This is a genomic window from Bacteroides oleiciplenus YIT 12058 (genome assembly GCF_000315485.1).
Classification (GTDB): domain Bacteria; phylum Bacteroidota; class Bacteroidia; order Bacteroidales; family Bacteroidaceae; genus Bacteroides; species Bacteroides oleiciplenus.
Map to the genome: position 1 here is coordinate 1,874,452 of NZ_JH992940.1, position 25,559 is coordinate 1,900,010.

At 38.8% G+C, this 25,559-nt stretch carries 26 protein-coding genes and 3 tRNA genes; 26 read left to right on the plus strand and 3 right to left on the minus strand.

Annotated features, from left to right (window positions below; all coding sequences use genetic code 11):
• Positions 1 to 5: 5 nt before the first annotated feature.
• The 4 genes from HMPREF9447_RS07825 to HMPREF9447_RS07840 are packed head-to-tail and all read left to right on the plus strand — an operon-like array spanning position 6 to position 3,463.
• Positions 6 to 440 (plus strand): deoxycytidylate deaminase, encoded by a 435-nt coding sequence (locus HMPREF9447_RS07825; RefSeq protein ID WP_009129168.1) that lies wholly within the window; start codon positions 6 to 8, stop codon positions 438 to 440.
• A 14-nt stretch (positions 441 to 454) separates the two neighbouring features.
• Positions 455 to 2,197: a S41 family peptidase gene (locus HMPREF9447_RS07830; RefSeq protein ID WP_009129169.1), complete on the plus strand. Its 1,743-nt coding sequence runs from the start codon at positions 455 to 457 to the stop codon at positions 2,195 to 2,197.
• Positions 2,139 to 2,645 carry a 5-formyltetrahydrofolate cyclo-ligase gene (locus tag HMPREF9447_RS07835; protein WP_009129170.1) on the plus strand — a complete coding sequence of 169 codons (507 nt, stop codon included), beginning with the start codon at positions 2,139 to 2,141 and terminating at the stop codon, positions 2,643 to 2,645. The genes HMPREF9447_RS07830 and HMPREF9447_RS07835 overlap by 59 nt, the downstream gene beginning before the upstream one ends.
• A complete protein-coding gene (locus HMPREF9447_RS07840; RefSeq protein ID WP_009129171.1) occupies positions 2,642 to 3,463 on the plus strand; it encodes a histidinol-phosphatase in 822 nt (273 codons plus the stop codon). The genes HMPREF9447_RS07835 and HMPREF9447_RS07840 overlap by 4 nt, the downstream gene beginning before the upstream one ends.
• Here the strand turns inward: HMPREF9447_RS07840 and HMPREF9447_RS07845 are convergent.
• From HMPREF9447_RS07845 to recF, 3 genes are all read right to left on the minus strand, one after another.
• On the minus strand, positions 3,411 to 4,259 hold the full coding sequence (locus HMPREF9447_RS07845; RefSeq protein WP_009129172.1) for a helix-turn-helix domain-containing protein: 849 nt from the start codon (positions 4,257 to 4,259) through the stop codon (positions 3,411 to 3,413). The genes HMPREF9447_RS07840 and HMPREF9447_RS07845 overlap by 53 nt on opposite strands.
• A 522-nt stretch (positions 4,260 to 4,781) precedes the next feature.
• Positions 4,782 to 5,072 carry a DciA family protein gene (locus HMPREF9447_RS07850; protein WP_009129173.1) on the minus strand — a complete coding sequence of 97 codons (291 nt, stop codon included), beginning with the start codon at positions 5,070 to 5,072 and terminating at the stop codon, positions 4,782 to 4,784.
• On the minus strand, positions 5,069 to 6,181 hold the full coding sequence (gene recF / locus HMPREF9447_RS07855) for a DNA replication/repair protein RecF (protein ID WP_009129174.1): 1,113 nt from the start codon (positions 6,179 to 6,181) through the stop codon (positions 5,069 to 5,071). Before recF ends, HMPREF9447_RS07850 begins: the two co-directional genes overlap by 4 nt.
• 189 nt (positions 6,182 to 6,370) lie before the next feature.
• Between recF and HMPREF9447_RS07860 the strand changes: the two genes are divergently transcribed.
• The 22 genes from HMPREF9447_RS07860 to HMPREF9447_RS07975 all read left to right on the plus strand — a co-directional run bounded on the left by HMPREF9447_RS07860 (position 6,371) and on the right by HMPREF9447_RS07975 (position 25,519).
• On the plus strand, positions 6,371 to 7,054 hold the full coding sequence (locus tag HMPREF9447_RS07860) for a tetratricopeptide repeat protein (protein ID WP_009129175.1): 684 nt from the start codon (positions 6,371 to 6,373) through the stop codon (positions 7,052 to 7,054).
• A gap of 139 nt (positions 7,055 to 7,193) precedes the next feature.
• On the plus strand, positions 7,194 to 7,688 hold the full coding sequence (ribH, locus tag HMPREF9447_RS07865; protein ID WP_009129176.1) for a 6,7-dimethyl-8-ribityllumazine synthase: 495 nt from the start codon (positions 7,194 to 7,196) through the stop codon (positions 7,686 to 7,688).
• A 62-nt stretch (positions 7,689 to 7,750) separates the two neighbouring features.
• Positions 7,751 to 7,833, plus strand: a tRNA-Tyr gene (locus HMPREF9447_RS07870).
• Positions 7,834 to 7,841: 8 nt separating this feature from the next.
• Positions 7,842 to 7,914, plus strand: a tRNA-Gly gene (locus HMPREF9447_RS07875).
• 128 nt (positions 7,915 to 8,042) lie between these two features.
• Positions 8,043 to 9,260: a site-specific integrase gene (locus HMPREF9447_RS07880; RefSeq protein ID WP_009129177.1), complete on the plus strand. Its 1,218-nt coding sequence runs from the start codon at positions 8,043 to 8,045 to the stop codon at positions 9,258 to 9,260.
• A gap of 69 nt (positions 9,261 to 9,329) precedes the next feature.
• Positions 9,330 to 10,172, plus strand: a complete 843-nt coding sequence (locus HMPREF9447_RS07885; RefSeq protein WP_009129178.1) for a hypothetical protein — start codon at positions 9,330 to 9,332, stop codon at positions 10,170 to 10,172.
• Between the two features lie 284 nt (positions 10,173 to 10,456).
• Positions 10,457 to 11,665 carry a hypothetical protein gene (locus HMPREF9447_RS07890; protein WP_009129179.1) on the plus strand — a complete coding sequence of 403 codons (1,209 nt, stop codon included), beginning with the start codon at positions 10,457 to 10,459 and terminating at the stop codon, positions 11,663 to 11,665.
• Positions 11,666 to 12,758: 1,093 nt separating this feature from the next.
• Positions 12,759 to 13,403 carry a winged helix-turn-helix transcriptional regulator gene (locus tag HMPREF9447_RS07900; protein ID WP_009129181.1) on the plus strand — a complete coding sequence of 215 codons (645 nt, stop codon included), beginning with the start codon at positions 12,759 to 12,761 and terminating at the stop codon, positions 13,401 to 13,403.
• Between the two features lie 201 nt (positions 13,404 to 13,604).
• Positions 13,605 to 15,899, plus strand: a complete 2,295-nt coding sequence (locus HMPREF9447_RS07905; RefSeq protein ID WP_009129182.1) for a zinc ribbon domain-containing protein — start codon at positions 13,605 to 13,607, stop codon at positions 15,897 to 15,899.
• 298 nt (positions 15,900 to 16,197) lie between these two features.
• Positions 16,198 to 17,217, plus strand: coding sequence for a DUF3871 family protein (locus HMPREF9447_RS07910; RefSeq protein ID WP_009129183.1), 1,020 nt, complete (start codon positions 16,198 to 16,200; stop codon positions 17,215 to 17,217).
• Between the two features lie 87 nt (positions 17,218 to 17,304).
• Positions 17,305 to 17,577, plus strand: coding sequence for a hypothetical protein (locus tag HMPREF9447_RS07915; RefSeq protein ID WP_009129184.1), 273 nt, complete (start codon positions 17,305 to 17,307; stop codon positions 17,575 to 17,577).
• 84 nt (positions 17,578 to 17,661) lie between these two features.
• The gene (locus HMPREF9447_RS29070; protein ID WP_009129185.1) at positions 17,662 to 17,937 is read left to right on the plus strand and encodes a hypothetical protein; all 276 of its coding nucleotides are present in this window, start codon (positions 17,662 to 17,664) and stop codon (positions 17,935 to 17,937) included.
• Between the two features lie 11 nt (positions 17,938 to 17,948).
• Complete coding sequence (locus HMPREF9447_RS07925) at positions 17,949 to 18,395, plus strand: JAB domain-containing protein (protein ID WP_009038408.1); 447 nt, start codon at positions 17,949 to 17,951, stop codon at positions 18,393 to 18,395.
• A 150-nt stretch (positions 18,396 to 18,545) separates the two neighbouring features.
• Positions 18,546 to 19,133 carry a tyrosine-type recombinase/integrase gene (locus HMPREF9447_RS07930; protein WP_009129186.1) on the plus strand — a complete coding sequence of 196 codons (588 nt, stop codon included), beginning with the start codon at positions 18,546 to 18,548 and terminating at the stop codon, positions 19,131 to 19,133.
• Positions 19,134 to 19,849: 716 nt separating this feature from the next.
• A complete protein-coding gene (locus tag HMPREF9447_RS07940) occupies positions 19,850 to 20,089 on the plus strand; it encodes a hypothetical protein (RefSeq protein WP_009129187.1) in 240 nt (79 codons plus the stop codon).
• 1 nt (position 20,090) lies between these two features.
• The gene (locus HMPREF9447_RS07945) at positions 20,091 to 20,501 is read left to right on the plus strand and encodes a hypothetical protein (protein ID WP_009129188.1); all 411 of its coding nucleotides are present in this window, start codon (positions 20,091 to 20,093) and stop codon (positions 20,499 to 20,501) included.
• A gap of 6 nt (positions 20,502 to 20,507) precedes the next feature.
• Positions 20,508 to 21,122, plus strand: a complete 615-nt coding sequence (locus HMPREF9447_RS07950; RefSeq protein ID WP_009129189.1) for a hypothetical protein — start codon at positions 20,508 to 20,510, stop codon at positions 21,120 to 21,122.
• A gap of 60 nt (positions 21,123 to 21,182) precedes the next feature.
• Positions 21,183 to 22,220, plus strand: a complete 1,038-nt coding sequence (locus HMPREF9447_RS07955) for a penicillin-binding transpeptidase domain-containing protein (RefSeq protein WP_009129190.1) — start codon at positions 21,183 to 21,185, stop codon at positions 22,218 to 22,220.
• Positions 22,217 to 22,672: a lipocalin-like domain-containing protein gene (locus tag HMPREF9447_RS07960; protein WP_009129191.1), complete on the plus strand. Its 456-nt coding sequence runs from the start codon at positions 22,217 to 22,219 to the stop codon at positions 22,670 to 22,672. Before HMPREF9447_RS07955 ends, HMPREF9447_RS07960 begins: the two co-directional genes overlap by 4 nt.
• Before the next feature lie 193 nt (positions 22,673 to 22,865).
• Positions 22,866 to 23,465, plus strand: a complete 600-nt coding sequence (locus HMPREF9447_RS07965; RefSeq protein ID WP_009129192.1) for a putative polyvalent protein kinase domain-containing protein — start codon at positions 22,866 to 22,868, stop codon at positions 23,463 to 23,465.
• 101 nt (positions 23,466 to 23,566) lie between these two features.
• A tRNA-Gly gene (locus tag HMPREF9447_RS28415) sits at positions 23,567 to 23,672 on the plus strand.
• 572 nt (positions 23,673 to 24,244) lie between these two features.
• Positions 24,245 to 25,519, plus strand: coding sequence for a Gfo/Idh/MocA family protein (locus tag HMPREF9447_RS07975; RefSeq protein ID WP_009129193.1), 1,275 nt, complete (start codon positions 24,245 to 24,247; stop codon positions 25,517 to 25,519).
• Positions 25,520 to 25,559 lie beyond the last annotated feature (40 nt).

Below are 25,559 nucleotides of genomic sequence, written 5' to 3' on the forward strand. Positions count from 1 at the left end.
GATTTATGGACATTTCAGCTAAAGAGAAACAAGAAGCGCTGGACAAACGTTATATACGTATGGCAAGCATCTGGGCGGAAAATTCATATTGCATACGCCGCCAGGTAGGCGCACTTATTGTCAAAGACAAAATGATAATTTCCGACGGGTATAATGGTACACCTGCCGGTTTTGAAAACGTATGCGAAGATGATGACAACATAACCAAACCCTATGTGCTGCATGCCGAGGCGAACGCCATCACCAAGATAGCCCGTTCCAATAATAGCAGCGACGGCGCTACCATGTATGTCACTGCTTCGCCATGCATTGAATGTTCAAAACTGATTATCCAGGCAGGTATCAAACGAGTGGTTTACTCAGAGAAATACCGTTTGGAAGATGGAATCGAGTTGCTGAAGCGTGCAGGTATCGAAGTAGTATATATTGAAAACTTATAAACAGGAACTATACAATGAGTACAAAAAACTCTTCCCGTTTCACTCCGCTTATCATTGCCATCAGCGTAGTAATGGGAATTCTGATTGGAACATTTTATGCCAGACATTTCGCCGGAAATACGCTGGGCATCATCAACGGCTCGTCGAACAAGCTGAATGCTTTGCTGCGGGTTATTGAAGACCAATACGTGGACACTGTCAACATGACGGACCTCGTGGAAAAAGCGATGCCGCAGATACTGGCAGAGTTAGATCCCCACTCCACTTATATTCCCGCCCAGAATCTGGAAGAAGTAAATTCTGAGTTGGAAGGTAGTTTCAGTGGCATCGGTATTCAATTCACCATTCAGGAAGACACCATTCATGTGAACAGTGTCATTCAGGGTGGCCCGTCCGAGAAGGTTGGACTGATGGCAGGCGACCGCATTGTCAAGGTAGATGACAGCCTATTCGTGGGCAAACCTCTGACGAATGAAAAAGCAATGCGCACCCTTAAAGGACCTAAAGGCACTAAAGTGAAACTTAGCGTTAAGCGCGCAACCGAAAAAGATTTGCTGGACTTCGTCATTACACGTGGTGACATCCCACAGAACACCATTGACGCGGCATATATGCTCAGCAATGAATACGGTTATATACAAATCAGCAAATTCGGACGTACCACCCATGTGGAACTGCTGAATGCGATTGCCCAACTCAGTCACCACAATTGCAAGGGAATCATCATCGACCTGCGCGACAATACCGGCGGCTACATGGAAGCAGCTGTACGCATGGTAAATGAATTCTTGCCGGAAGGTCAACTCATTGTCTACGCACAGGGCCGCAAATATCCCCGCACGGAAGATTATGCCAACGGAACAGGCAGTTGCCAGAAAATGCCTTTGGTGGTACTGACCAATGAAGGTTCCGCTTCTGCCAGCGAGATTTTCGCAGGAGCCATTCAGGATAATGACCGTGGCACTATTGTAGGACGCCGTTCCTTTGGTAAAGGATTGGTGCAACAGCCGATTGATTTCAGTGATGGTTCTGCCATCCGTCTGACAATCGCCCGCTACTATACTCCTTCCGGTCGTTGCATCCAGCGCCCGTATAAGAATGGTAAAGATTCCAAGTATGAAATGGACTGGCTGACCCGTTATGAGCATGGTGAATTCTTCTCTAAGGATAGCATCAAGCTGGATGAGAACCTACGTTACTCCACCCGTCTGGGACGCCCTGTTTACGGTGGCGGCGGTATCATGCCCGACTTTTTCGTGCCGCAAGACACAACAGGCACTTCATCTTATCTGATTGAGGTGCTCAACAAAGGATTGACCTTGCAGTTCAGTTTCCAATATTCCGACCGCAACCGGGCTAAACTGAATGAGTTTGATAATGAAGAAGATATGTTGAAGTATCTTCGTCAGCAAGGCATTGTGGAACAGTTCATACGCTTTGCCGACAGTAAGGGAGTGAAGAGACGCAATATTCTCATCCACAAGTCGCACAAGTTGATGGAAAGAAACTTGTATGGAAACATTATCTATAACATATTAGGCAGAGAACCCTACATCAAGTATATCAATCAGGGTGATCCTACCGTACAAAAAGCATTAGAAATTCTGGAGAATGGGGAAGCATTCCCTAAAGCCCCGGAAGAAGGTTTGAAGGAAGAAAAGAAAGATGAAGGAAAGAAAAAAAGAACTGCGGAAGCGTATGGCATTGTTAAAGACCCGGCACGGGCTTTCCACTACGCATCAATCCCAGTCTGCTGAAATACTTACCGCCCTGGAAGCCCATCCGGCTTTCAGGGCGGCACATATCGTCCTGCTCTATTACTCACTAAAGGACGAAGTTGATACACACGAATTTGTCCGGAAGTGGAGCCGCGAAAAGCGGATATTGCTTCCGGTTGTCGTAGGTGACAATCTGGAATTGCGTGCCTACACCGGTCCCGAAGACTTGGCAACAGGGGCTTATGGCATCGAAGAACCTACCGGAGAACTCTTCACCGACTATGCAACCATAGACTTTGCCGCCATTCCCGGCGTAGCTTTCGACGTTGCAGGCAACCGGCTGGGTCGGGGTAAAGGTTACTATGACCGACTACTCCCTCAACTCACAGCATTCAAAGTCGGCATCTGTTTTCCTTTTCAATTAGTGGAAGAAGTGCCTGCGGAGCCGTTCGACATCCGCATGGATACGATTATAACAATCAAATGAAAACAAATTATCACACTCATACTACCCGTTGCATGCACGCCACGGGCAGTGACGAAGACTACGTACTCAGCGCCATCAAAGGCGGTTATCAGGAGCTTGGATTTTCAGACCACACCCCATGGAAGTATCACACTGATTATGTAGCCGATATGCGTATGCTTCCTGAAGAACTATCGGAGTACGTAGAAAGCCTGCACTCGCTCCGCGAAAAGTATCGTAACCAGATAAGTATCAAAATAGGACTGGAATGCGAGTACTTCCCTGCTTACACACACTGGCTGAAAGAACAAATCAAAAAGTACCAGCTGGACTATATCCTGTTCGGAAATCATCACTACCATACAGATGAAAAGTTCCCTTACTTCGGACACCATACAGAGAACCTTGATATGCTGGAATTATATGAGGAGAGCGCCATTGAGGGCATGGAAAGCGGTTTGTTCTGCTGTCTGGCACACCCGGATTTATTCATGCGTTCTTATCCCCGGTTCGACCGGCATTGCAAGTTGGTGAGCCGCCACATCTGCCGCACAGCCGCACGACTCAATATCCCATTGGAATACAACGTAGGATTCGTCGCTTACAATGAAGCACACGGTTTACAGACTTATCCATGCCCGGACTTTTGGCATATCGCTGCTAACGAAGGTTGCACAGCCATCATCGGACTGGATGCACATGACAATAAAGATTTGGAAACTTCGGTATATTACAATCGTGCGGTAGAAGAATTGAAAGCATTGAAGATAAAGAGAGTGGATACACTCACTTCTCTGCATTACGGAACTGCTGCGGCGTCATGCCTACATGTTTTTTGAAGAATTTATTGAAGAATGATGCATTATTGAATCCCAGATTCAGTGCAATATCCTTTACTGGGGTAGACGTGGCGCGTAACAGCGTCCGGGCATTCAGAATCAAGACGTTGTTTATAATTTCCATCGCCGTCTGCCCCTCCGATTTTTTCTTCACAATGTGACATAGCTGGGTTGGCTTCAGCCCCATTACCGCAGCATAAAATTGTACCTGATGCTGCTGAACGTGATGTTCTTGCACCAAGCGGACGAACTGTCGGAATATAAAGGATTGTTTGTCGGGAGGCGCCACTTTCAGCAATGCTTTTCGCTGGCTAAGTTCCGTAAACCCCTGTAAGAGTGCTTCCAATATTGACTTCAACGTAGCGCGGCTGAACAAGAATGGTGCATCTCTATATATTTTCCCCAACAGCGAAAAAGTATCGGTATAGATATTGAAAATCTTCCCGGGTAACGGAAGTAAAGGGTGTTCGTTGATGATATAAAATGTATCAATGATCGATTTATCCAGATGGGCTTCGTGAATAAACCGCAATGAAAAGAGAATGGCGCGCATTTGTATATCCTCTGATGCCTTTACCACTTGAATGAAACTATTTGTGGGAATGGCTATCACTGTACCGGAACCTATATTATATTGCACCAGATTAATTGTCACCTTGATACGTCCCTGAATACAAAGAGCAAAAATGAGGGTCTTCGTCTTTTTTAGATTTGCAAAATATGCCAGGAGTTTCTCTCTGCCGATGTGGTCATCAGTTATAAAATCAGTAGGTATATGTAATTCTGGAATAAGCATGTTTTTTTTATTGCTATAAACGCTAATATCTCTTTTTGGTTACAAAAGTCACGATATCAATACGTTTTTTAGTTAAATGCTTGTTAATTCTACCCTATAATCGATTCAGGCGTTGTTAAAAGTGACCAATCTGCACATAATGGAATACTATAAAGTTATAATGGAATATTATCTCAGAAGCAATTCGTTGTCAAGAGGGGAGATTAATGCGATCTTTGTTTCTTCCGACACAACCTTAAAATATTTATGAATATAATTGGGTTATGGGGTACAATCGTTTACTAATGATTATTGCAATACTATCTGCTTTTATACTTATTTCGTGTGCAGCACTTTGGTACCTATACTTACGCAGCAAGACAGCGAAGGACATACGAGTAGGGAACGCAGTTTCTCAACATCTGCTTGACGTATGACCACTTGGCATAATGATTCTCAATCCGAACAAAACCATTGTATGAATATTTGAAGTGAGGTTGCCGATAGAGGCAAAATCTACCAGGAAGTACCCGCCTGATTCTTCTACCGGAAAATGATATTTGTGATTACTTGCGCCCCCACATGGCGGTTCAGGTTGCGCACCAACAAGTCACGCCCCATCATCAATTCCTGACGCAGGGCGGCAGACGTTAGGTGTACATATAAAATCTGATTGCGAATATAGAGTTCACGGGTATAAGATGCGATAGTGGGTCCCAGCACTTCCGCCCACGAACTGATGAGCCGTTGCTCATTGAGCGGCGACTCCAAACTTTCCTGGCGTAGGAAATTACGGATAAGTGTGCCTATCTGTTCTGCATCATTACGCTTCATGCTTCATCCTCCTGCCGTTCTGTGATGACACCCTGGTCTACCTGAAACATCTTGTAATCACTGCCTACTTTATGAAGAATACGGTCCAGATGTTCCCGATTGGTATCCGTTATAAATATCTGCCCGAAATTATCACCAGCCACTAACTTGATAATCTGCTCCACGCGAGAAGCATCCAGTTTATCGAATATATCATCCAACAAGAGTAAAGGAATAGCAGTACCGGTACGTTTCAGGAAATCGAATTGTGCCAGCTTCAAGGCTACAAGATAAGTTTTATTTTGTCCTTGAGAGCCTTCCCGTTTAATAGGAAAATCACCCAGAAGCATATTCAGTTCATCCTTATGAATGCCACGCAAAGAGAATCCCATAATCTGGTCGCGTACACGGCTTTCCTTTATCACTTCCAGCAGGGATGCATCACGGGCGTGCGAGTCATACGTCAGTCCCACTTGTTCCTTATCCTGAGATATAAAGGAATAAAAGGACTGGAAGATAGGAATAAATTCACTGATAAAGGCTTCACGCTTGCGGAAGACGACTTCGCCTGCCTGCGCCATCATTTCTTCCCAGATGAGAAATAGCTCCTCCTCTACCGGAACTTCGCTCTTTAACAAGGTATTCCGTTGAGCCAATGCCTTGTTGTAACGTATCAGAGCTTCCAGATATTCCTTATCATACTGCGAGATTACAACATCCATGAAACGGCGTCGTTCATCACTGCCTCCGGCAATCAATTCCGAGTCGGCAGGAGACACCATTACCAAAGGTAGAAACCCTATATGATCGGATAAACGTGTATATTCTTTCTTATTCCGCTTGAATTGCTTCTTCTGCCTGCGCTTCATGCCGCAATAGATTTCCTCCGGTGTACCGTCAGGAGCCTCATAAAAGCCTTGAATTACGAAAAAGTCCTGGTCGTGGCGGATATTTTGGGAGTCAATAGGATTACCCGAACTCTTGCAGAACGAAAGAAAGTAAATAGCATCGAGCAAATTCGTTTTCCCCATGCCGTTCTGCCCGAAAAAGCAGTTCAACTTAGGTGAAAAAGAGAGCTCTACCTGCTCCAAGTTCTTATAGTTAAGTATGGATATACGTTTTAGTATCATATTACAGCAGTAAATTCAGTTACAAAGATAATGCTTTCGATTTATCTTATCCAAAAGTGGGAAGATTTTCGGGCTTTTCCAACGTAAAAGAAAAAAAGATGCCGCTAAATTTCGTTGATACCTATAAAAAAGTTACTTTTGCGGGTCGAAATGGCTAAATAAGAATAATAACAAAAAGAATATATAAAAATGGCAGAACAAAAGAAAGCTAATGAAGCCTTGAATGTGGAAGAAGCACTGACGCAGTCGGAGGCATTTCTCGTTAAAAACAAAAAAGCAATTATCGGCGCCGTAGTAGCGGTAATTATTATTGTGGCCGGTATAGTTATGTACAAGAACCTTTATGCTGAACCGCGCGAAGAAAAAGCACAGGCTGCATTGTTCAAAGGACAAGAGTACTTTGAAGCCGATCTTTACGAACAGGCTTTGAATGGTGACAGTATCGGATTTGTAGGCTTTGCCAAAATTGCCAACGAATACAGCGGAACAAAAGCCGCTAATCTGGCAAAAGCATACATGGGTATTTGCTACGCTCACCTGGGACAATATGAAGCTGCTGTGAAAGCGCTGGATAGCTTCAGTGGAAAAGACCAGATGATAGCTCCTGCAATGAAAGGTGCTATGGGTAACTGCTACGCACAATTAGGCCAGTTGGATAAAGCAGCTTCCATGCTGATGAGTGCTGCAGATGAAGCTGATAACAATTCACTCAGCCCCATCTACTTGCAACAAGCCGGAGAAATCCTCGTGAAGCAAGGTAAGTATGACGATGCTATCAAGGCATATACCAAGATTAAGGACAAATATTTCCGTTCTTACCAGGCAATGGATATCGATAAGTACATCGAACAAGCCAAATTGCTGAAGAAGTAATATACCTTATTTATATATAGTATATCAAGACACGGGTTACACAGATTTTACGCGGATAGAAGAAACAACCGTGTAATCCGTGTAATCCGTTTCTTTTTTCCCTATTTCTTATTTTTTAATTCTCAACTCTCAATTTATTATGGCAACAGCTTATCATAACCTTTCAGAATACGATTTTAATTCTGTTCCCGATGCGAAAGAAATGAAGTTCGGTATTGTTGTTTCCGAGTGGAACTTCGACATCACCGGAAAACTTTTGGAGGGAGCAATAAATACATTAAAAAAACATGGTGCCAGAGACGAAAATATTCTGGTGAAAACTGTTCCGGGAAGTTTTGAACTGACTTTTGGTGCCAATCAGTTCATAGAATATAGCAATGTCGATGCAGTTATTGCAATTGGTTGCGTAGTAAGAGGAGATACGCCACATTTTGACTATGTTTGTATGGGAGCTACTCAAGGAATAGCCCAACTGAACGCAACTGGCAATGTTCCAGTAATTTACGGATTAATTACTACCAATACAATGGAGCAAGCCGAGGACCGCGCCGGTGGCAAACTGGGTAACAAAGGTGACGAATGTGCAATTACTGCAATAAAAATGATCGATTTCGCTTGGAGTTTACAAAAATAGTCGTATCTTTGCACCGCAATTGAGAAAACAAGGTGCTTAACTAAGTTAACTCAAAAGCAAAAGGGCAAATACCAGAGTGGCCAAATGGGGCAGACTGTAAATCTGCTGTCTTTCGACTTCGGTGGTTCGAATCCATCTTTGCCCACAAAATTTGCGGAAGTAGCTCAGTTGATAGAGCATTAGCCTTCCAAGCTGAGGGTCGCGGGTTTGAGCCCCGTCTTCCGCTCTTAAGAGAATCCTGAAAGTCAAGCAATTGGCATTCAGGATTTCTTCTTTTAGTACTATCTGATTAAGGCGGATACAGGTGGTTTGAGCATCATCATGTAAACCAAGATGTAAACCAAGAAATGGTACATGAATGCTTCATTATCAGTAGTTTGCTACAAGTCTAAAAGACTATCTAATGGCGAAAGTCCATTAATGCTACAAGTTTCCAAAGGAGGTAAACGCCAATACCAAAGTTTAGGTGTGTCTGTAAATCCTAAATTCTGGGATTTCAGTAAGAATAAACCTAAGTCCAACTGTCCTAATAGGGAATATATCTTAAAACTTATCCTTAACAAGCAAGCGGAACTTCAACAGCGGATGCTTGAACTGAATGCAGAACAAAAGGAGTACACCACTACCACCCTACTTCATGACGAGCATAGGAAGTTTGAACTCAAAACAGTCAAACAGTTCTACCAAGAATTGATTGAGCAGTACAAGGCTAATGAGAAATGTGGGAACAGGCTTATTTATAAAAGCTCCTACAACTCTATCAATGTCTTTACCAATGGTAATTTAGAGATTCCATTTAGTGCAATAGATGTTGCATGGCTCAACAAGTACGAGAAGTGGCTACGCTCCAAAGGAAACAAAGAAACTACTATGAGTTTAATGTTTCGTACCCTGCGTAGTGCATACAACAAAGCTATTGAAAGCAAATGTGCACGTAAGTCTGACTACCCCTTCAATGATTACAGGATAAGTAAATTTGATGTCAGTACTGAGAAGCGAGCCATCGCTAAAGCTGACGTACTGAAATTCTCAACAGATGTTCATTCCATTGGCAAGCAGCAATATGTTCAACTAAGCAAAGACATATTTATTTTCAGTTATCTGTGTGGTGGCATAAACTTCACTGACATAGCCAATCTAACTAAGGATAATATCATAGAGGGGAAGAGACTACACTACATTCGTCAAAAGACAGGTAAACTCATCAAGTTGGGATTGTCAGAAGAAGCCTTAAAAATCATTAAGCGATATGCAGTAGAGAGTAAAGGCTATCTGTTCCCCATTCTCAATGCTCAGTTGCATAAGACACCATTGCAAAAGCAGAACAGAATACATAAGATGCTGGGAAAGGTCAATAAGAATCTAAAACTACTTGCCGCACAGCTTGGAGTTGAAGCCAATCTTACAACCTATGTTGCAAGACATTCATTCGCAAGCGTCTTAAAGAAGTCTGGTGTAAACATTGCATTGATTAGTGAAGCGTTAGGACATTCAGACCTAACGACTACTCAAATCTATCTTGATAGTTTTGATAATGAACAGATAGATAATGCCATGAAGAATTTACTCTAAGCCAATAATTCCTCACTTGTAGCAATACAGGTGAGGATTATTTTTTAATTTTGTCCTAAACTAATAATTATGGAGAAGCTAAAGGAAGATTATATAAGCATTGATACTCGTTTGGAATACATGGAAGCCATAGCCGTTGAATATGTTCCAGATGTAGATATAGACCTTGAAACAGGAGAGCAATATATCTGTGGCACTACCGCCTTACCCATATTTATAAGAAGATGCTATCAGAATAAACTATATGGTAACTTCACATACGAAGATTATATAGCCAATGAGGACATACAGAATACACTAAAAGGTTTAGGAATTGATATAGATAAGTTCTGGTTTCTACTTCTGTTCATCTTTGACTATACTTGTGGAACGTGCTTGGATGGAATGAAAGCTACAGGCATTGGAATAGAACAACTCACCAAATTTGCCCAAGCCATAGCTGACAACCATAAGGAGATTAACCAATTTGGAGTAAGTTTTAAGAAACCTATCACTATCTCTGTAAAGGTAGAGGGCAAGCATCAGATTGTAATTGACAATGCCAATGCAATAGGCTACTTGGCTACTACCATCATCAATAACCTAAAGGAGATAGAGGAACACCCTTGGATGCAGAGCCAACAAGTCAGCATAAGTACCCATGCAGAAGAAAAGGAATCCATTCAGATATACCTATTTTATAAAATGTTTAACGACTTCTTCAATCTATCTCCATATAATAAGCAGTTTAATGTCAGACAAAAGAAAGGAAGCACCATATCACTTAGTAAGACATTGCTCATATCAAGGCTTATCTACTTCACCAAGCTATCTAAACATAGTAAATTCTCAGATGATGAAGATGTTTTAAAAGGCTACATCAAGCAATATAAAGACAAGAGAATTGATACTGCGAACAGCATATATTTCTAATAAACATCTGATAATTAATACAGTCCTGCTTCATACCATTAAGAGGGTACATGAAAGCAGGACTTTTTTTCTCTCTTTTAATCCTGCCATTATATCCCATCTTTGCAGCGTCAAAAACGATAGCGGACGAGCTACCAATTAAGAGGGAAAGTAAAAACACTCATTAATTTCTCTCTTTTAATCAGCCCAGAAGCAAGTAGTTTTGCAACGTAATCAGATAACCAAGTGTACATAGGTTTGAGGGTTACACTAAATGAATAACAACAACTTAAAAGATTAAAACTATGAACGAATTAGTAAATGTAAAAGCTGAGAAAATTAATAATGAAATTGAATCTTTAAATCAGAATGAAATCATGGAAGAAGTAAAAATGACAACCGCAGAGACTAAGTTACAAGCAGTAGAAGAAGCCCGTCAGAATTTGATGAAAGCCAAGAGCGTGCTTGAAGCCAATAAGGATGCAGAAGCCAATATTAAGAAATCTGCACTGGTCAATGTAGGCAAGGCTGAAACGGCATATCTTGAAGCACTTAAAAAGGTAGAACTACCAACTGCTAAAGTAGAATTGTGGAATGAAAGCAAGAACACAAACAAGCAGGTAGTCTTTACTAAAGAGGAAAAGGAAATCATCATCGCTACATCTGTTTATAGCATGGCAGTAAGTAAGGTAAACCTTGAATGTGGTAAGGATTTGATAACCAATGAACATTTTGATAAAGTTCCTCTCTACATTACAGAAGCCGCCCTGTTTTACAATGCAGACATTGAGCTGAAAGACCTTAACGGAAACATTGTACCTAAAGGCACTCCCAATGTTTACGTACCTGTTGATACAGCAAACGGATATTGGCAATGGGCAAGCTACCATGAACACAACCTTAATGCCATAGTCAAGGACGACACCAAACTGACCATAGAGAATGTAAGAATTAAAAAGTTTGATTCTTTACAGGAGTTTGGCAAGTACAGAGGAGTGAACAATGTGTTGAGCAGAGGTTTCAATGGATTGGAGAAGGCTGGTAATGCAGCATTAGCCACTCAACAGGAGTTCTTTAACAGAGTGTTCCAAAAGGCATTGGAATTGAAAGCAAACATCAGCGTAATCACCAAATACTATAATTTTGGTAAGACACTAAGTTTGAAAGTCTGGAATAGTGCCATGCAGGGAGTTTGTGAAGCCAAACTTGAAGAATATGACTTGACAATAGGAGATACAATTATCAAGACTTTAAATGACATGAAGATTTCTAAGGACACTATCAGACATCGCTACATGATTGATGCAATTACCCAACTTGCCAATTACGCACCGAACGGAGAAGACAAGAAGATTGGGTTGGATGAAACTTTAAGTACCATAAAGACATTGAATGAGAGTAGCATCAAAATTATAAATGCAGTAAAGTCAGACCATGTGAATACCATTTATTCTGAGATGCTTACCCAATATCTAAAGAATCATGGAGTGATTAAAGAAGAACAGGTTGCATAAGCCACTAACAGCAAAGCCCATGTGACAGGTGGGCTTAATTCTTAACCAATTAAATAATAAAACAATGAATCCATATATCATACAATCCAGCTTATATCTAAGCACTATCTACGAAGCAATAATTGCTAAGCAAGAAATACTAAGAGCTAAAATGCAACAATACAATGATGTCAAGCTCTATCTGTTCAGTTTCATTCTCCCAGAATATAGTTCTAATGAATATATTGCAAATAGCCTCAAACTTTATAATGAGAATGAACTGTTCCCCATTATTATAACTTCCATTACATATAAGGAAGTTGATAATCCAAGAATAGCTTTCAAGAATGAGAATGGAATTATACACTTAGTCCTATGTTTTGAACATGACAAGGAGGATTGACAAGAAGCAGGGAAATGTGAGAGGTTTCCCTGCCTACTTAATACTTCTGAATTGTGGTCTTACCATTAGTTCCCCACTCATGAAATTACTATCTTTACAGTACCACAGACAGATAATCCCACCACACAGATTGACGGACTTACAAACTATTCAGAATATCTAAAATGGAAGAATTTACTTATGAACAGATAAGGACTAAGGCTCTTAAACAAGGAATAAAAGATAACAAGGTTCACATTGGATTGTGGGCTAACCTTAACAACTATCTAAAGACAAGGAGAAAGAAGAATGGAAAGGTTTCTACTTATTATATCTCATTGCAGAAGTTGGCTTATTAACTCAGTAATATTTAAGCTGACACATATCTAAAGTTTGAAATATTGAGATTTCAAACAGGTAGGGCGGCTCTTTCAAATAGGTAGGGTGGAACTTTCATACAGGTAGGCTACTTATAAATACCTATATATAAACACCTATTGCAGATAAATACTCTACCTACCATTCGTCTTGCTCCGCAAGCCGCATGGATTGGAACTTATAAAGATGAGACAAGTTTATAAATCCAATTTAATTATATGATAATCCATTTATCTACAGGAATGAAATTCATAACGCAAAAGGAAGCCAAGTCTTATTTTGGCAACCACAGATACAGGAGATTGGTAAAAGAGAACAAGATTTATTTTACTGACTATAATAAACCAGTTGCTAATGACAGGAAAAGAAGATTTATCATACAGGAAAATAACTGAGAACATTGCTGGAAAACTTGACTTGTTGGAAGCATACTTATTCTATTGTTTGGCTCTATGCTCTGACTGCTACACAATGGTTTCAAATGTCAAGCAAGAGGCATTGACAGAGTTCTATGGAATAAAGAAAGAAGAACAGATAAGGCAATGGTTACACAAGTTTGAGAACTTGAATTTGATTCAGATAGACAAACACCCAATTAAAGGTAAATATGGAAGTTTTGACAGATGCAAATATACATTGAATACTGAGCACTATGTCCTTATAAGCAAGAAGTTGTACAGTGAACCCATATCCCGCCAATTAAAAGGATTTCTTGTCTTACTAAAGTGCAAGTGTTTGAACGCTACAAATACCTGTCAATATACCCAAAGTGAATTAGCCAAAGAACTGAACATAAGCCCAAGTTCCATTTCAAGATATTTAAAACAGGCAGAAGATTGCGGATATATAAAAAGGAATGATAAAGGAATACACCTTAAAGACAGAAAGATATTCATCATTACCTCTGAATCAACATTTGCATTTGTAAAGAATGTCTATTCCAATATTCTCACTGATGAAGATATTGCAGAGAGAAAAATTCACAATTATAACGAATAATGTTCCAATAACAGGTAGTTGGGATTGTTTATACTGTTTATTAGATGGTACGAATAATCCCCAACCAACCTTAAACTTGACAAACACCTAATGCCCAAATTCTTTAATAACAAGAAGCATATTAAGAGAATAGATGTTAGAGAATCAATTTGTTTTTTCTTTATTTAGCCCTACATTTGTAGATACATAAAAAGAATATTCATGGAACAACTCTGCTACATACACTTTGAGCTTCTTAATCATAAAACCCAAGAAGGTTATTGGGCTACAGATAAGGGATTACAGGTTAAACACTTGCCAGAAGTTATATCAAAATCTAAAGGGAAAACAGCCACAGGATTTTATAATATACAAACTCAACGGTTCAGATTATTTAGCTACAGTGAACAAGATTGGAATAGTTTGTTCCAAGAATATATATTCCACGATAAGGTTACAGACAAGTTTTACTATCTATACCTTTTAAGAATACTGAATGCAATAAATACATCCAAATTTCAATCAGAAGCATTTAAGAGAGCCATTCACAAACAGCTAACAGACTACCCTACTATACAGGAATGGTTCATAAAAGACCTATATAAATACGTCTCATTCGCATCTCTAAATAAACAAGAGCTTATCCTTCCTATATTGAATGAGTTTGGCTATGACTTTAAAGTAATAGAGCCACGATTACTCACTGATGCAATGGAAATCATTGGTGAATCTTTTACTTGTAGGGAATTAGGAATCTTCAACCAATTCAGACTTATATATAGCAAAATTCAGCAATGGAAGAAAGAGAATGATTATCGTCTGATAAATATAACTTCACAAGCACATAATGAAATCATCCAACTAATACTATGGCTCAATGATTTGCATTCGATGGTAAACATGAGCATTATTGAGAAATACTTCTACTATTTAGGAATAAATGTCAGAACGCTTATAATAAGAAAGCTATTTGAAGAACATAGAAATAATAACCACTCAATAAACATTGGTTGGTTGGAAACCCTATTAAACTCCAAACGCAAATTATTAGCAGACTATCAAATTACATTATTTGGTTTAAGACCAGAATTAAATCTATCATTAGAAATACTATTAGATGCCATAAAAAGCTATGCAGATAAAAAGACATTTCTAACCCTTAATGGAGTTATTGACATAGCTATACAGCAATCTGGCAGTCAAAAGATAAAAATAAATTTAGATTCTAAGCGAGTGTTTGACACCTGCAATGGAGGGTTGCGAGTTAATCCAAAGTTTAACGGTTTTCTTCTCGTTGAATACCAAATAGCAACAAATAGCACATTAGCTTTAGATAATTTCAGAGAACGCATAGATATTGCAATCAATAGAATGAAAAGTCTAAAGGACTTATCCTATGATGATATTGATTATGCAGGATATTTAATTAACGAACTAAATGATAGCAAAGAAGACTTACCCAAGCTGCTACTTTTCTTAAAAGATAAATACCCTGCCAATTCTTGGAGCATAAAAGATGCAGATGAAATAAGCAAATGCCTCATACCAGAACTTCTAACTATAAACAAGGCAAGATTTACCTTAAACTCCTCTATTGAAACTTTCTCCAATAAAGAGGAAATAAAAGAAAATATCATTAATACCCTAAACGAATGGACTGATTCTGACAGTAAAGAAGAATGGATAATTTCTATTCAAAACAAAGAACTTATCAATAGAATCTTAAAGGGTTTTTATGTCCACAACACAGGTGAGAGCAGCCAACCATTCTTTACTGATTGGAAGGATATTTACAACAATCTCAAAAACAATTTACTCAGACCTACTGATATTTGCTATGGTAATCTGTCTGAGAAGAAGCACCACATCACTAACAAAAATTTTGTCTGGTGTAAACACCAACCATGTTTTAGAACCGCTATTGAACATAAGCAATCATGGAAGGATTACAAACTAACAGATATGCTAAATATTTTAGGACATAATATCATAGAAGATAAAGGGTGTGGCTTTATAGCAAATGGAGAATATAATAAATTCGTTGATATAATGCTTAAAGCTCAAAAGATTGTAGATAGGCTCCAATGCAAAGAATGTGGTCATATTCTATTCCCTGCCAAACGTAGTAAAGGAAACGATTCTAACGAATACACATATTATCATTGTGAAAATGTACAATGTAAGGAATACCATCAAGAAATCTACATTAATCATTGCTTTAATTGCAAAGATGGAATTATTGATTCCAGAGAAAGTAAAAGATGTCCCAATGGATTGTGCATTTGCCCAGAATGTTTAACCTGCTGCTCTAATGATTTTTTTGACAGAATGGCTAATAAATACCTATCCTCTAACAGACTTGTTCCTCAATGGATTAATAATAGATTAGGAAAAGGACATAAAGACCTACACACATTATTTTGTCCCAAATGTGGAACAGAGTTTGACGATACGCATACAGAGTGCCCTTCATGCCATTATAAGTGGAAAATTGCTAACTACAAAAGAAGAATATAATATAAGCGGACAACCATACTACTATTTTATCCCCCCTCATGGCTCTTAAATAAAAAGAATGCTTTAGAAATACAGTCTGATAGCTGACAGGAATAAGCATTCTTTTTAATCCAAGAACAGGCACGATGTACTATTGCCACAGCCTACCAATAATTTACTAATGCTCCTCATTTCCTTTGAAAGAATCTTTAGGGAAAGACATAGGACAGCCTAAGATACAGGTGAAGAAATTCATTTGTGTTTTAGGTCTGTTCCTATTAAATCCATTCAATCAATAACCATTTAATTCAATTTCATTATGAGAGATTTAGTAATTATGCCAGCTATGGCACAGCGTAGAGAATCATTAAACATGGGTGAGTTTGCAGAAGAAGCAATCATTGTAGAAGAAGTTGCAGCACCCAAGAGAGTAAACCATTTCATTGAAGCCAACACGCAGGAAGTAACCTTGCAGCACCTACAACAAGACTGCATCATTCCAAGTTTTGCATCAATGGAAGAAACCATCAGCCACCAATCCTTTATAGGTGCAGTAGTGGATGCAGCTAAGGATTACTTTCATGGAGAACAGTTTGATATGCCAGAGATTAGAATTTCACACCCTATCAATGGTAGAATACCAAGTGCATTAGGTAAGAAGGCTTCTGAACTGACTGATGAAGAGAAAACTTTGTTCTATCAGAGAATGTGTTTCTGCTTTGAAATTCCATCCATTGTACATGATGAATACGGTAATCGTTTAGCATTATCCATTGGTGGAGTGAGAGCATATAACGAGATTAACTTGTACAGTAAGAAGTCTGTTGAGAGATTTAAAATCTTCATAGGTTTTAGGAATCGTGTGTGCTCGAATTTAATGCTCACTACTGACGGTTTACAGGATAAGGTAGAAGTTCTAAGCGTACAGGAACTATATGCAGCAGCATTGAATCTGTTCCATGCTTACAACCCATCCAAAGACCTGCATCTGTTAAGGACACTTGGGCAGATGTCAATCTCTACAAGCGAGTTCTGCCAGATAATAGGCAGGATGAGATTATATCAAGCTCTTACACCCAACCAACAGAAACGCTTACCTCGTCTATTGTTGGGAGACAGTCAAATTAATGCGGCTTGCAGAGCATTCGTTTCTGATGTGAATTTCAAGAGTACAGGGGACAGCATTACAGGCTGGCAGCTCTTAAACCTGCTCAATGGTTCTGTAAAGTCAAGTTACATAGATAACTTCTTGGAGAGGAATCTTAACTGCACAGAGTTCGTACAAGGCATCCAACGTGCCAAATTAGGAGATAGTGAATACGCTTGGTTCTTGGGCTGAGTGGATTGTTGATTGACAGAGGAAAGGGCAGCTATTCAGTTAGTTGTCCTTTCTTTATTTTATGAACTATTTAAAACTACATAAATTATGGAATTACAAAATTCTCGTGAATACAAAGCTGCACAAGAATTAGAACGTGCGCTTAATGATATGAGTTGGAATCCAAAAAGATTTGCTGAAGGTGTAAGTCACTATCACCGCACCCTACAACAAGAGTTGATGAGAACCATTGTTGCAATCATTAAAATGGTAGGCGATGATAATTATGGCACAGACCTCAGAAATCAAGCATCACATGAATTATGCAAAAATATTATTGACAGTGGTGCATTGGATGATACATATCTGCCTTTTATCTAAGAGGACAGACGGTAATATTCAAAAGGACAGCTATTTTGTTAGGTGTCCTTTTCTATTTATACACTTTACAAATTCTATGACATTATGGATAAATCTAAAATTGAAAATGCTATCAATCATATCACTTCTTTACAAGAGAAATTATGCTACTGTGAGAACAATCTGCAATACATCAAACACTTGCAAGCACTTAAATATTGGCTGCACAAGTTTGATTCATTTTTGGATAGGAACAGTAGGCAGCATGGAGAGTATGCAGCAGTTTATGAGAGCTATTTTCATACTTGCTGTGGATTCTCATTCTACGATAGAGTATGCAATTCAATTCTTGTTTATGAATATGGCGATAAACCATTTTAATACTTGATATTATGGATATAGATTATACTGTTGGAGAAGTGGAACTGTCCTACAAACCAAAATTCAAGAATATATATAAGGTAGGCAGTTCTGAGGACGCATATAAATATTTACTTCCTACATATAAGGAGGGAACTATCTGTTACAAAGAATACTTCAAAGTTCTGTTTCTAAACCAATCCAGCCAAGTTTTAGGCTACACTCTCATATCAGAGGGTGGAATTACTGAAACTTGTGCTGATGTCAGAGTTATCCTACAAGCTGCATTGCTCACCAATTCAGTAGCTATCATTCTTGCACATAATCACCCAAGCGGTAATCTGAAACCAAGCAGGCAGGATATGGAGATTACTAAGCAGGTCAAAGAAGCTGCAAGACTAATGAGAATTACAGTTTTAGACCACCTCATATTAACAGATACAGGATATTACAGTTTTGCTGACGAGGGAGAATTATAATAAGGTAGAAGGCACTCAATTTTTAAGTTGGGTGTCCTTATCATATTCACTTCTGCTATTAGTGAATGTTCCTTTAGTAATCAGTGAGTTAGTAAATCCAACTCAGAATTAATATTCACTTCTATTCGTTTTATTATAAAACAGAACATTATGTCACTTAAATATTCAAGCACAACGGCAGACTATCTTATATGGTCTGATGCTATGAACCTCATTAGAAAGTTAGCCAAAGACGAGAATTATAAAATCTCACTTCTTATAGCTTTGGGATGCTTCACAGGATTAAGAATATCTGATATTCTATCTCTAAGGTGGAAGCAGATATTAGGTACTGACGAGTTTACAGTAATTGAGCAAAAGACAGGCAAGGTAAGGACTATCAGACTAAACCCACAATTACAACATCATATTAAAGAGTGCTACGAGCATATAAATCCAGTTGGAATCAATGCGCCAATCCTTATCAGTCAGAAAGGCACTATCTTCACAATTCAGAGAATCAATATCATTCTTAAAGAGGTGAAGAAGAAGTACAGGCTAAAGATTAAGAACTTTAGCTGCCATTCTCTTAGAAAGACTTTTGGTAGACAGGTCTATAATATGAACAGCGATAATGCTGAACTTGCTTTAGTAAAGCTGATGGAACTGTTCAACCATAGTTCTGTTGCCATTACTAAAAGATACTTGGGGTTAAGGCAGGAAGAAATCTTACAGACTTATGACTGTTTGAGCTTCTAATAATTGGGACAGGATTATTAAGATACATCTTTATAGTGGTCTGAATGGTTCTGTCCCAAATCTATAAAATATTGAGCTTAGATACATTTAAAGTCCAATCTTGGCAGTTTGGCATTTCAGTCTTATAGAAGTAAGTCAATTCCATAAGTTTACAGAGTTTATAACTATCTCAACTCTTATTAAATATCCCATTCAGACTATGTTTGAGAGCATAGAATTTACTATTAATCCACACTTCATACCTATTAATTTAGAACCTTTCATTATCTTTGCACCAATTCCAATGAACTAATGAGATAGGGAGTTGGAAGGACATATTTAACGAAAGGTGTTATTGAAATTATCTTCTGTTTCTTAGATTCTCGCAAAATTTAAAAACGGTACGAAGATGATAGCAATAGCACCCACACATTTGATATATATTCATCGCTTAGGTGAACTATATACCTTTTGGTGTGGGGCTATTGTTTTATCCGTACCAAAAGGCAATGCGAGAAGCCCAAGAAACAGGATAAGACAAATATAGCTTCCACACCTTTTTTATTTATAATTCATCATAGGAAGCAGGTGAGCGTAAATATCCTAATTATGACTAAAATGCAATATAATGGGGAAGACCCTAAATTATCAGAGTTTTTTGTTATCCTTATAGTTCTGGTAGTAATTGGAATAGCTGCATGGCTATTCTCCTAACAATTAAAAGACATACTATGAATATGTTTACCAGATTATTCTGTTCCAAGAATCATTCAACAGATGATGAAGCATACAATGTTGTTGAGAGCATAGCTAAAGCAAAACAGCTATATAAAGAGCTTATCAAACAAGCTCACCCAGATAAGCATCCCAACAATAAAGATGTAGCAGAGGAGCTAACAGCTATGATTAACAACAACAGATTCAATTACAGAGAACTCTTAAAGATTAAGGATATAGTAAATGATAAATTAGCTTAATATGAACATTGTCGATTTCTTTAAAAACTTACTCAATTCTTTAGTAGGTACTTCATTGGAACGGATGAAGTTAATAAATACCATGAATCAGAATTTTAAAGATAGCTATTGTTGTGGTGAATTAGATAGATTCTGCAAGGTATCTGTAACAATTGGAGATGTAAACTATGCACATGAAATGAGTGCATTCTTTTTAAGAAGTGGATTTAGAATATCAATAGAGAATGATAATAATTTAAAAGATTCTGAAATTAGAGAAATTTCTCAATATATATTGTCAAACAAGCCTTTTATTAGGCAGCTAATGACTTTGGGATTTGACACTCTTTTGGTAGGTGGGAAGCACTCTAAAAAAGAGACTCAATATAGTTTAAAGAGTTATACACAATTGGGAGGTTTTTCATTAGAATAATTTATCATGTGGGACATTATAGACATATACTCAATACATATCAGTAGATTGTTCAACAGTTTGCACAATAAAGAACTTATTCAAGGATTAATTGCACAGACATTTACTATTGGTAGAAAAGAAATTAGTAAATGGTACTCTTCTAATAAAGCAATGGAGGAAACAAGAACCATAAAGCTTGAGCACAAGCTTCTTCTTTCTAATGGGAGAATGATAAAGTGCGATACTATATCTTACTATGGGAACAACTTATCTAAACTATTAGTCAGAGAGTTCGATTCTACATATACCCACATTAAAGAATACAGAAATCAAGTAGAGTTTAGCGGTTCTGCAACGAAGAATGTCGCTCCTTATATTGAACCAGAAGAAAATAAAGGGCAATTAGCTGGAAGAACGATAATTTCTAATTGGGAGGACGATAAGGGCATAAAGAAACAGACTATCATTAAATATAATGATTTAGAGCATATAGTCTTATGCGATGCTTGGTGGAACGGAAAGAGAATAAAGAAAGAGTTTGAATACCAATATGACAGTCATAACAATTGGATAGAATGTAAAGAATACCATGATGGTAACTATGTGAATTTACATTTGTGTCAATATAAGTACAAGTAAACCGCAAATAGATTAATTCAAATGATACGGATAAGCATATTATTAAGTTGCATGATTACAATGATAGCTTGTAACTCTACAAAGCAAAAGGACACTCAAACTTCTACCACCATAGACAGTACTTTACAAGTCAAAGCTACTTCTATCTTAGAAAATAAACTAACTGAACTTAATGCCTTATCTGGGCAAGTTATCATTATGAAAGTTCAGACAGGACATATAAAGGCTATGGTTGGACTTGAAAGGAAAGATGGTGCTAACTACCTACCTTGTGAGAACTTCTCCCAAGCACACGAATCAGCACTGATGCACCCTATATCCATATTGGCAGCATTGGAAACAAGAAAGGTGAAACTATCTGATATGGTAGATGTAGGCAATGGAATCTATTCTATACAAGACAGAGAACTGAAAGACCATAATTGGCATAGAGGTGGATATGGTGAAATCTCTATCAAGCAAGGTTTAGCTTCAAGTTCAAACATTGCTGTTTATAAAACAATGGAGAAAGCATTTAGAGATGATGCACAAGCATACTTCAATCTGATAGATAGAATGAATTATGGTAAACCAGACTGCATCGCAGGAATAGCTAATCTGAAACCTGCATACTTTGTTACTCCTAAAGATAGCGGTTGGAGTGATACAGCTTTTGCATGGTTCTGCATCGGATATAATCAGACTATTACCCCCATACAAACACTAACCTTTTATAATGCTATTGCTAATAGTGGAAAGATGGTACAACCTCAACTTTACAAAGACAGTACAACAGTTATCAATCCACAGATAGCAAGTCAAGCCAACATTGACAGTCTGAAACAGGCATTGGAATATGTGGTAACTGATGGATTGGGACAACCTGCCAAGTCAAATAAGATACAAGTTGCAGGTGAGACAGGGACAATACAGTTTGAAGATGGAAGTTATATTGTAGAGTTCTGCGGTTACTTTCCTGCCAATGCTCCCCAATATTCTATCATTGTTTCCATCCATAAAGAGAGACTTCCTGTAAGTGGTGGATTGATAGCAGGTGATGTGTTTAGGCAGATTACAGAATATATTATTACTTACAATAAATATTTTAATTCAAAATGAGAACATTTAGATTAATTGGAATGACCTTATTAATGGTCATCTTGGCTGTAAACTTTACAGCATGTAGTGATGAAGAAGAAGAACAGACTATCATTGAACAAGCTAACCTTATAGGTAAATGGCAGTCCACTTGGGAGAAGATTCACAAAGTGGAGAATGGTAAAGAAGTAGTAACTTCTGATGAAGCATATACCAATGCCCTATTAGAGTTCAAAGCTGATGGTACTTGCATAGAGAGCCGCGTTGAAGGTGGATATACAGAAACAAGCCGCTGGTCTTTGAAAGACAATAAACTAACCCTCTCTTACAGTGATGGCTATTCTGATGTCCTTACTATCAATGAACTTACAGCTACTAAGTTGGTACTTGCCTTTGAGGATTGGGACAATCTGGACGATGGTAGCGAGGAATTGGACGACATTACAACAACCACTTACAAGAAGATTGACTAATTCCCAAACTAATTTAAAACAGAGCAGCATTTGAGGGAACTCTTATGCTGCTTCTCTTTTATAGAATGTTCCACAACACCCCATTCGCAAGAATATAACAACCAAAGCATTGCTATTAAAAGAGGAATGATTACCTTTGTCTTAAACTCATAATCAAACAAATTATGGAATACATCAACGAATTTCACAAAGAATGGATAGAACGCACTCGTCAATCAATAGCCTCTTGGAGCAAGCGACCTGCATCGCCAGAAGAAGTAAGGAAGCAGCAGGAGAAACTGAATCAACAGAGGGCTATAAGAGAAGACAAACAGAAGAACTGATAAAGTTTGCCAATGACAATGGTCTATGGATTGACTTATCACACCTCAATATTACTTATATGGATAGAGGTGGTGAGAATGAAGTGTTCCATGATGGTAATGTGTCTGTTGTAAAATTAAATAACTTTGAGTACGCAGGGGATGATTTAGAGAACTTCTTCATCCGCATTGCTGCACATAACAAGTTCTTTGGCAATGTGCCTTATCAAATGATAGGCTTCGCTTATAACAGTCAGCAAGAATTTTGCGCAGTTCTCGTACAACCTTATATATTAGCTGAACGAGAAGCTACGGAAGACGAGATAGCTGCCTATATGCAAGCATTAGGCTTTGAAATGGACTATTACGACGAATATCATAATTCGGATTATGAAGTGTTTGATGCAGTTCCCAATAATGTGCTTTATGGCATAGACGGAGATTTATACTTCATTGACACGCAAATAAGATTAAGAAATAGAGATAATTAATTGAATAACTAACTTATCTTGCTTTGCACGATAGATGTAAACCAATATGTAAACCGAAGCAGAAGATAACTGAAAGAGGATTCTCATTAAGAGCAGCTAAACGGCAGTAGCTCAGTTGGTAGCTGACGAAGGCGAAGCCTTTGGCAGCCGCAGAAGAGCATTAGCCTTCCAAGCTGAGGGTCGCGGGTTTGAGCCCCGTCTTCCGCTCTTAAGAAAATCAGATAGTTATCGAAAGATTTCTATCTGATTTTTGTTTTTATAGTCTCCTTATTTAATACTGTTTTGTCCCATCCCCTACTTAATCCTCATACCACAATAAGAAAAATAGAACAACAGCCGTTTGAAAACGTTCCTTTCCTCTATTGTTTTTGTGCTTTTATCAGCAACAAATCTTCGTCCTGCAATTGCGTGCCCGACAGTTTCCAACTGGAGGCTATGGAGCCTCCAATTGCGGTCTGCACAGCCCCCAATTGAAAAACATAGTTTTACCAGTGGCATAATGACATTTTCCCAAATGCAAAAGAAGAAAAGGAAAGGAGCAAATAATGATTATGATTGCAGCAAAAGGTTTATTTGCCTACATCTTCCATACACCTTCCATACACTCGATATCCAATTACTAATCAGCAGAAAAAGCTCACTGGTGTATGATGTAGGCAATATTGATGAAAAACGTTTTCCATAGATTTGCTGCTTTTTTTGTACAGGAATGAACTATAATTGTTTTTGTATGTATATTTGCAATCAATAATCTGTATAACCTATAATATATAAATACTATGCAAAAAGAATGGAGTCGACTAAACAACAGAAACGAACACCACACTCATGTTTTAGGACTAACCCATTCCCCTATTCCTATTGTACGCATCGGACTCATAGGGTTAGGCAACCGCGGACTACTAACGTTGGGACGCTACATGCTCATAGAACATGTAGAAATCAAAGCATTGTGTGAAATACGTCCCGGCAATCTGGCTAAAGGACAAGCCACATTGACAAAAGGCGGACACCCTGCGGCTATCGGTTATACCGGAGAAGACGGCTGGCAAAAGATGTGCTGCACCCCCGACATCGACCTCATCATTATATGTACAGACTGGCTGACACATACTCCCATGGCCGTTTATGCCATGGAACAAGGCAAGCACGTCGCCATAGAAGTACCTGCTGCCATGACCGTAGCCGAATGCTGGCAATTGGTCGATACCGCCGAACGTACCCGCCGCCACTGCATCATGCTGGAAAACTGTTGCTATGATGCCTTTGCACTAGCCACATTGAATATGGCAAGAAAAGGTCTCTTCGGTGAAATCATGCATGTGGAGGGTGCCTATATCCATGACCTGCGTGCCATGTATTTCAGCAATGAAAACCAAGGCGGCTTCCACAATCACTGGAACAAGGTTTATTGCATGGAACATACCGGAAACCCTTATCCCACTCACGGTTTAGGCCCTGTATGCCAGATATTGAATATTCATCGGGGAGACCGTATGAACTACCTCGTATCCATGTCCACCCAACAGGCAGGAATGACGGAGTATGCCCGCCGTACTTTCGGAAAAGACTCCCGTGAAGCGCAACAAACTTATTCGCTGGGAGACGTGAACACCACCCTTATTCATACAGTCAAAGGGAAAACCATCCAGTTGCAATACTGCACCGTGCACCCACGCCCTTACAGCCGCTCGCACACCATCTGCGGTACGCAAGGATTTGCCCAGAAGTATCCGGTAGCTACCATCAATCTGGAAAACCCTCTCACCGGAGAAGCAATAAACGAAACCACCGAAGCTCTTTTGCAACGCTACCAACACCCTTTTACTACCACTATCGGTAAAGAAGGACTCCGCAAAGGTGTACCGAATGAAATGAATTATATCATGGATTACCGCCTCATCTACTGCCTGCATCACGGCCTTCCGCTGGATATGGATGTTTACGATGCTGCCGAATGGTCGTGCATCACCGAGCTCAGCGAACAATCCGTACTGAACGGCAGTCGTCCGGTAGAGATACCCGACTTTACGCGTGGGGCATGGGAGGGATAATTGTTTATTTCTGTAAAAATACGTTCTTTTTCCTTGCATA

What these genes read in the sequence shown, in the direction of transcription:
- HMPREF9447_RS07825 (WP_009129168.1), top strand. Translation starts at nt 6, where the DNA reads ATGGACATTTCAGCTAAAGAGAAACAAGAAGCGCTGGACAAACGTTAT.
- HMPREF9447_RS07830 (WP_009129169.1), top strand. Translation starts at nt 455, where the DNA reads ATGAGTACAAAAAACTCTTCCCGTTTCACTCCGCTTATCATTGCCATC.
- HMPREF9447_RS07835 (WP_009129170.1), top strand. Translation starts at nt 2,139, where the DNA reads ATGGCATTGTTAAAGACCCGGCACGGGCTTTCCACTACGCATCAATCC.
- HMPREF9447_RS07840 (WP_009129171.1), top strand. Translation starts at nt 2,642, where the DNA reads ATGAAAACAAATTATCACACTCATACTACCCGTTGCATGCACGCCACG.
- HMPREF9447_RS07845 (WP_009129172.1), bottom strand. Translation starts at nt 4,259, where the DNA reads ATGCTTATTCCAGAATTACATATACCTACTGATTTTATAACTGATGAC.
- HMPREF9447_RS07850 (WP_009129173.1), bottom strand. Translation starts at nt 5,072, where the DNA reads ATGAAGCGTAATGATGCAGAACAGATAGGCACACTTATCCGTAATTTC.
- recF (WP_009129174.1), bottom strand. Translation starts at nt 6,181, where the DNA reads ATGATACTAAAACGTATATCCATACTTAACTATAAGAACTTGGAGCAG.
- HMPREF9447_RS07860 (WP_009129175.1), top strand. Translation starts at nt 6,371, where the DNA reads ATGGCAGAACAAAAGAAAGCTAATGAAGCCTTGAATGTGGAAGAAGCA.
- ribH (WP_009129176.1), top strand. Translation starts at nt 7,194, where the DNA reads ATGGCAACAGCTTATCATAACCTTTCAGAATACGATTTTAATTCTGTT.
- HMPREF9447_RS07880 (WP_009129177.1), top strand. Translation starts at nt 8,043, where the DNA reads ATGAATGCTTCATTATCAGTAGTTTGCTACAAGTCTAAAAGACTATCT.
- HMPREF9447_RS07885 (WP_009129178.1), top strand. Translation starts at nt 9,330, where the DNA reads ATGGAGAAGCTAAAGGAAGATTATATAAGCATTGATACTCGTTTGGAA.
- HMPREF9447_RS07890 (WP_009129179.1), top strand. Translation starts at nt 10,457, where the DNA reads ATGAACGAATTAGTAAATGTAAAAGCTGAGAAAATTAATAATGAAATT.
- HMPREF9447_RS07900 (WP_009129181.1), top strand. Translation starts at nt 12,759, where the DNA reads ATGACAGGAAAAGAAGATTTATCATACAGGAAAATAACTGAGAACATT.
- HMPREF9447_RS07905 (WP_009129182.1), top strand. Translation starts at nt 13,605, where the DNA reads ATGGAACAACTCTGCTACATACACTTTGAGCTTCTTAATCATAAAACC.
- HMPREF9447_RS07910 (WP_009129183.1), top strand. Translation starts at nt 16,198, where the DNA reads ATGAGAGATTTAGTAATTATGCCAGCTATGGCACAGCGTAGAGAATCA.
- HMPREF9447_RS07915 (WP_009129184.1), top strand. Translation starts at nt 17,305, where the DNA reads ATGGAATTACAAAATTCTCGTGAATACAAAGCTGCACAAGAATTAGAA.
- HMPREF9447_RS29070 (WP_009129185.1), top strand. Translation starts at nt 17,662, where the DNA reads ATGGATAAATCTAAAATTGAAAATGCTATCAATCATATCACTTCTTTA.
- HMPREF9447_RS07925 (WP_009038408.1), top strand. Translation starts at nt 17,949, where the DNA reads ATGGATATAGATTATACTGTTGGAGAAGTGGAACTGTCCTACAAACCA.
- HMPREF9447_RS07930 (WP_009129186.1), top strand. Translation starts at nt 18,546, where the DNA reads ATGTCACTTAAATATTCAAGCACAACGGCAGACTATCTTATATGGTCT.
- HMPREF9447_RS07940 (WP_009129187.1), top strand. Translation starts at nt 19,850, where the DNA reads ATGTTTACCAGATTATTCTGTTCCAAGAATCATTCAACAGATGATGAA.
- HMPREF9447_RS07945 (WP_009129188.1), top strand. Translation starts at nt 20,091, where the DNA reads ATGAACATTGTCGATTTCTTTAAAAACTTACTCAATTCTTTAGTAGGT.
- HMPREF9447_RS07950 (WP_009129189.1), top strand. Translation starts at nt 20,508, where the DNA reads ATGTGGGACATTATAGACATATACTCAATACATATCAGTAGATTGTTC.
- HMPREF9447_RS07955 (WP_009129190.1), top strand. Translation starts at nt 21,183, where the DNA reads ATGATAGCTTGTAACTCTACAAAGCAAAAGGACACTCAAACTTCTACC.
- HMPREF9447_RS07960 (WP_009129191.1), top strand. Translation starts at nt 22,217, where the DNA reads ATGAGAACATTTAGATTAATTGGAATGACCTTATTAATGGTCATCTTG.
- HMPREF9447_RS07965 (WP_009129192.1), top strand. Translation starts at nt 22,866, where the DNA reads ATGGATAGAACGCACTCGTCAATCAATAGCCTCTTGGAGCAAGCGACC.
- HMPREF9447_RS07975 (WP_009129193.1), top strand. Translation starts at nt 24,245, where the DNA reads ATGCAAAAAGAATGGAGTCGACTAAACAACAGAAACGAACACCACACT.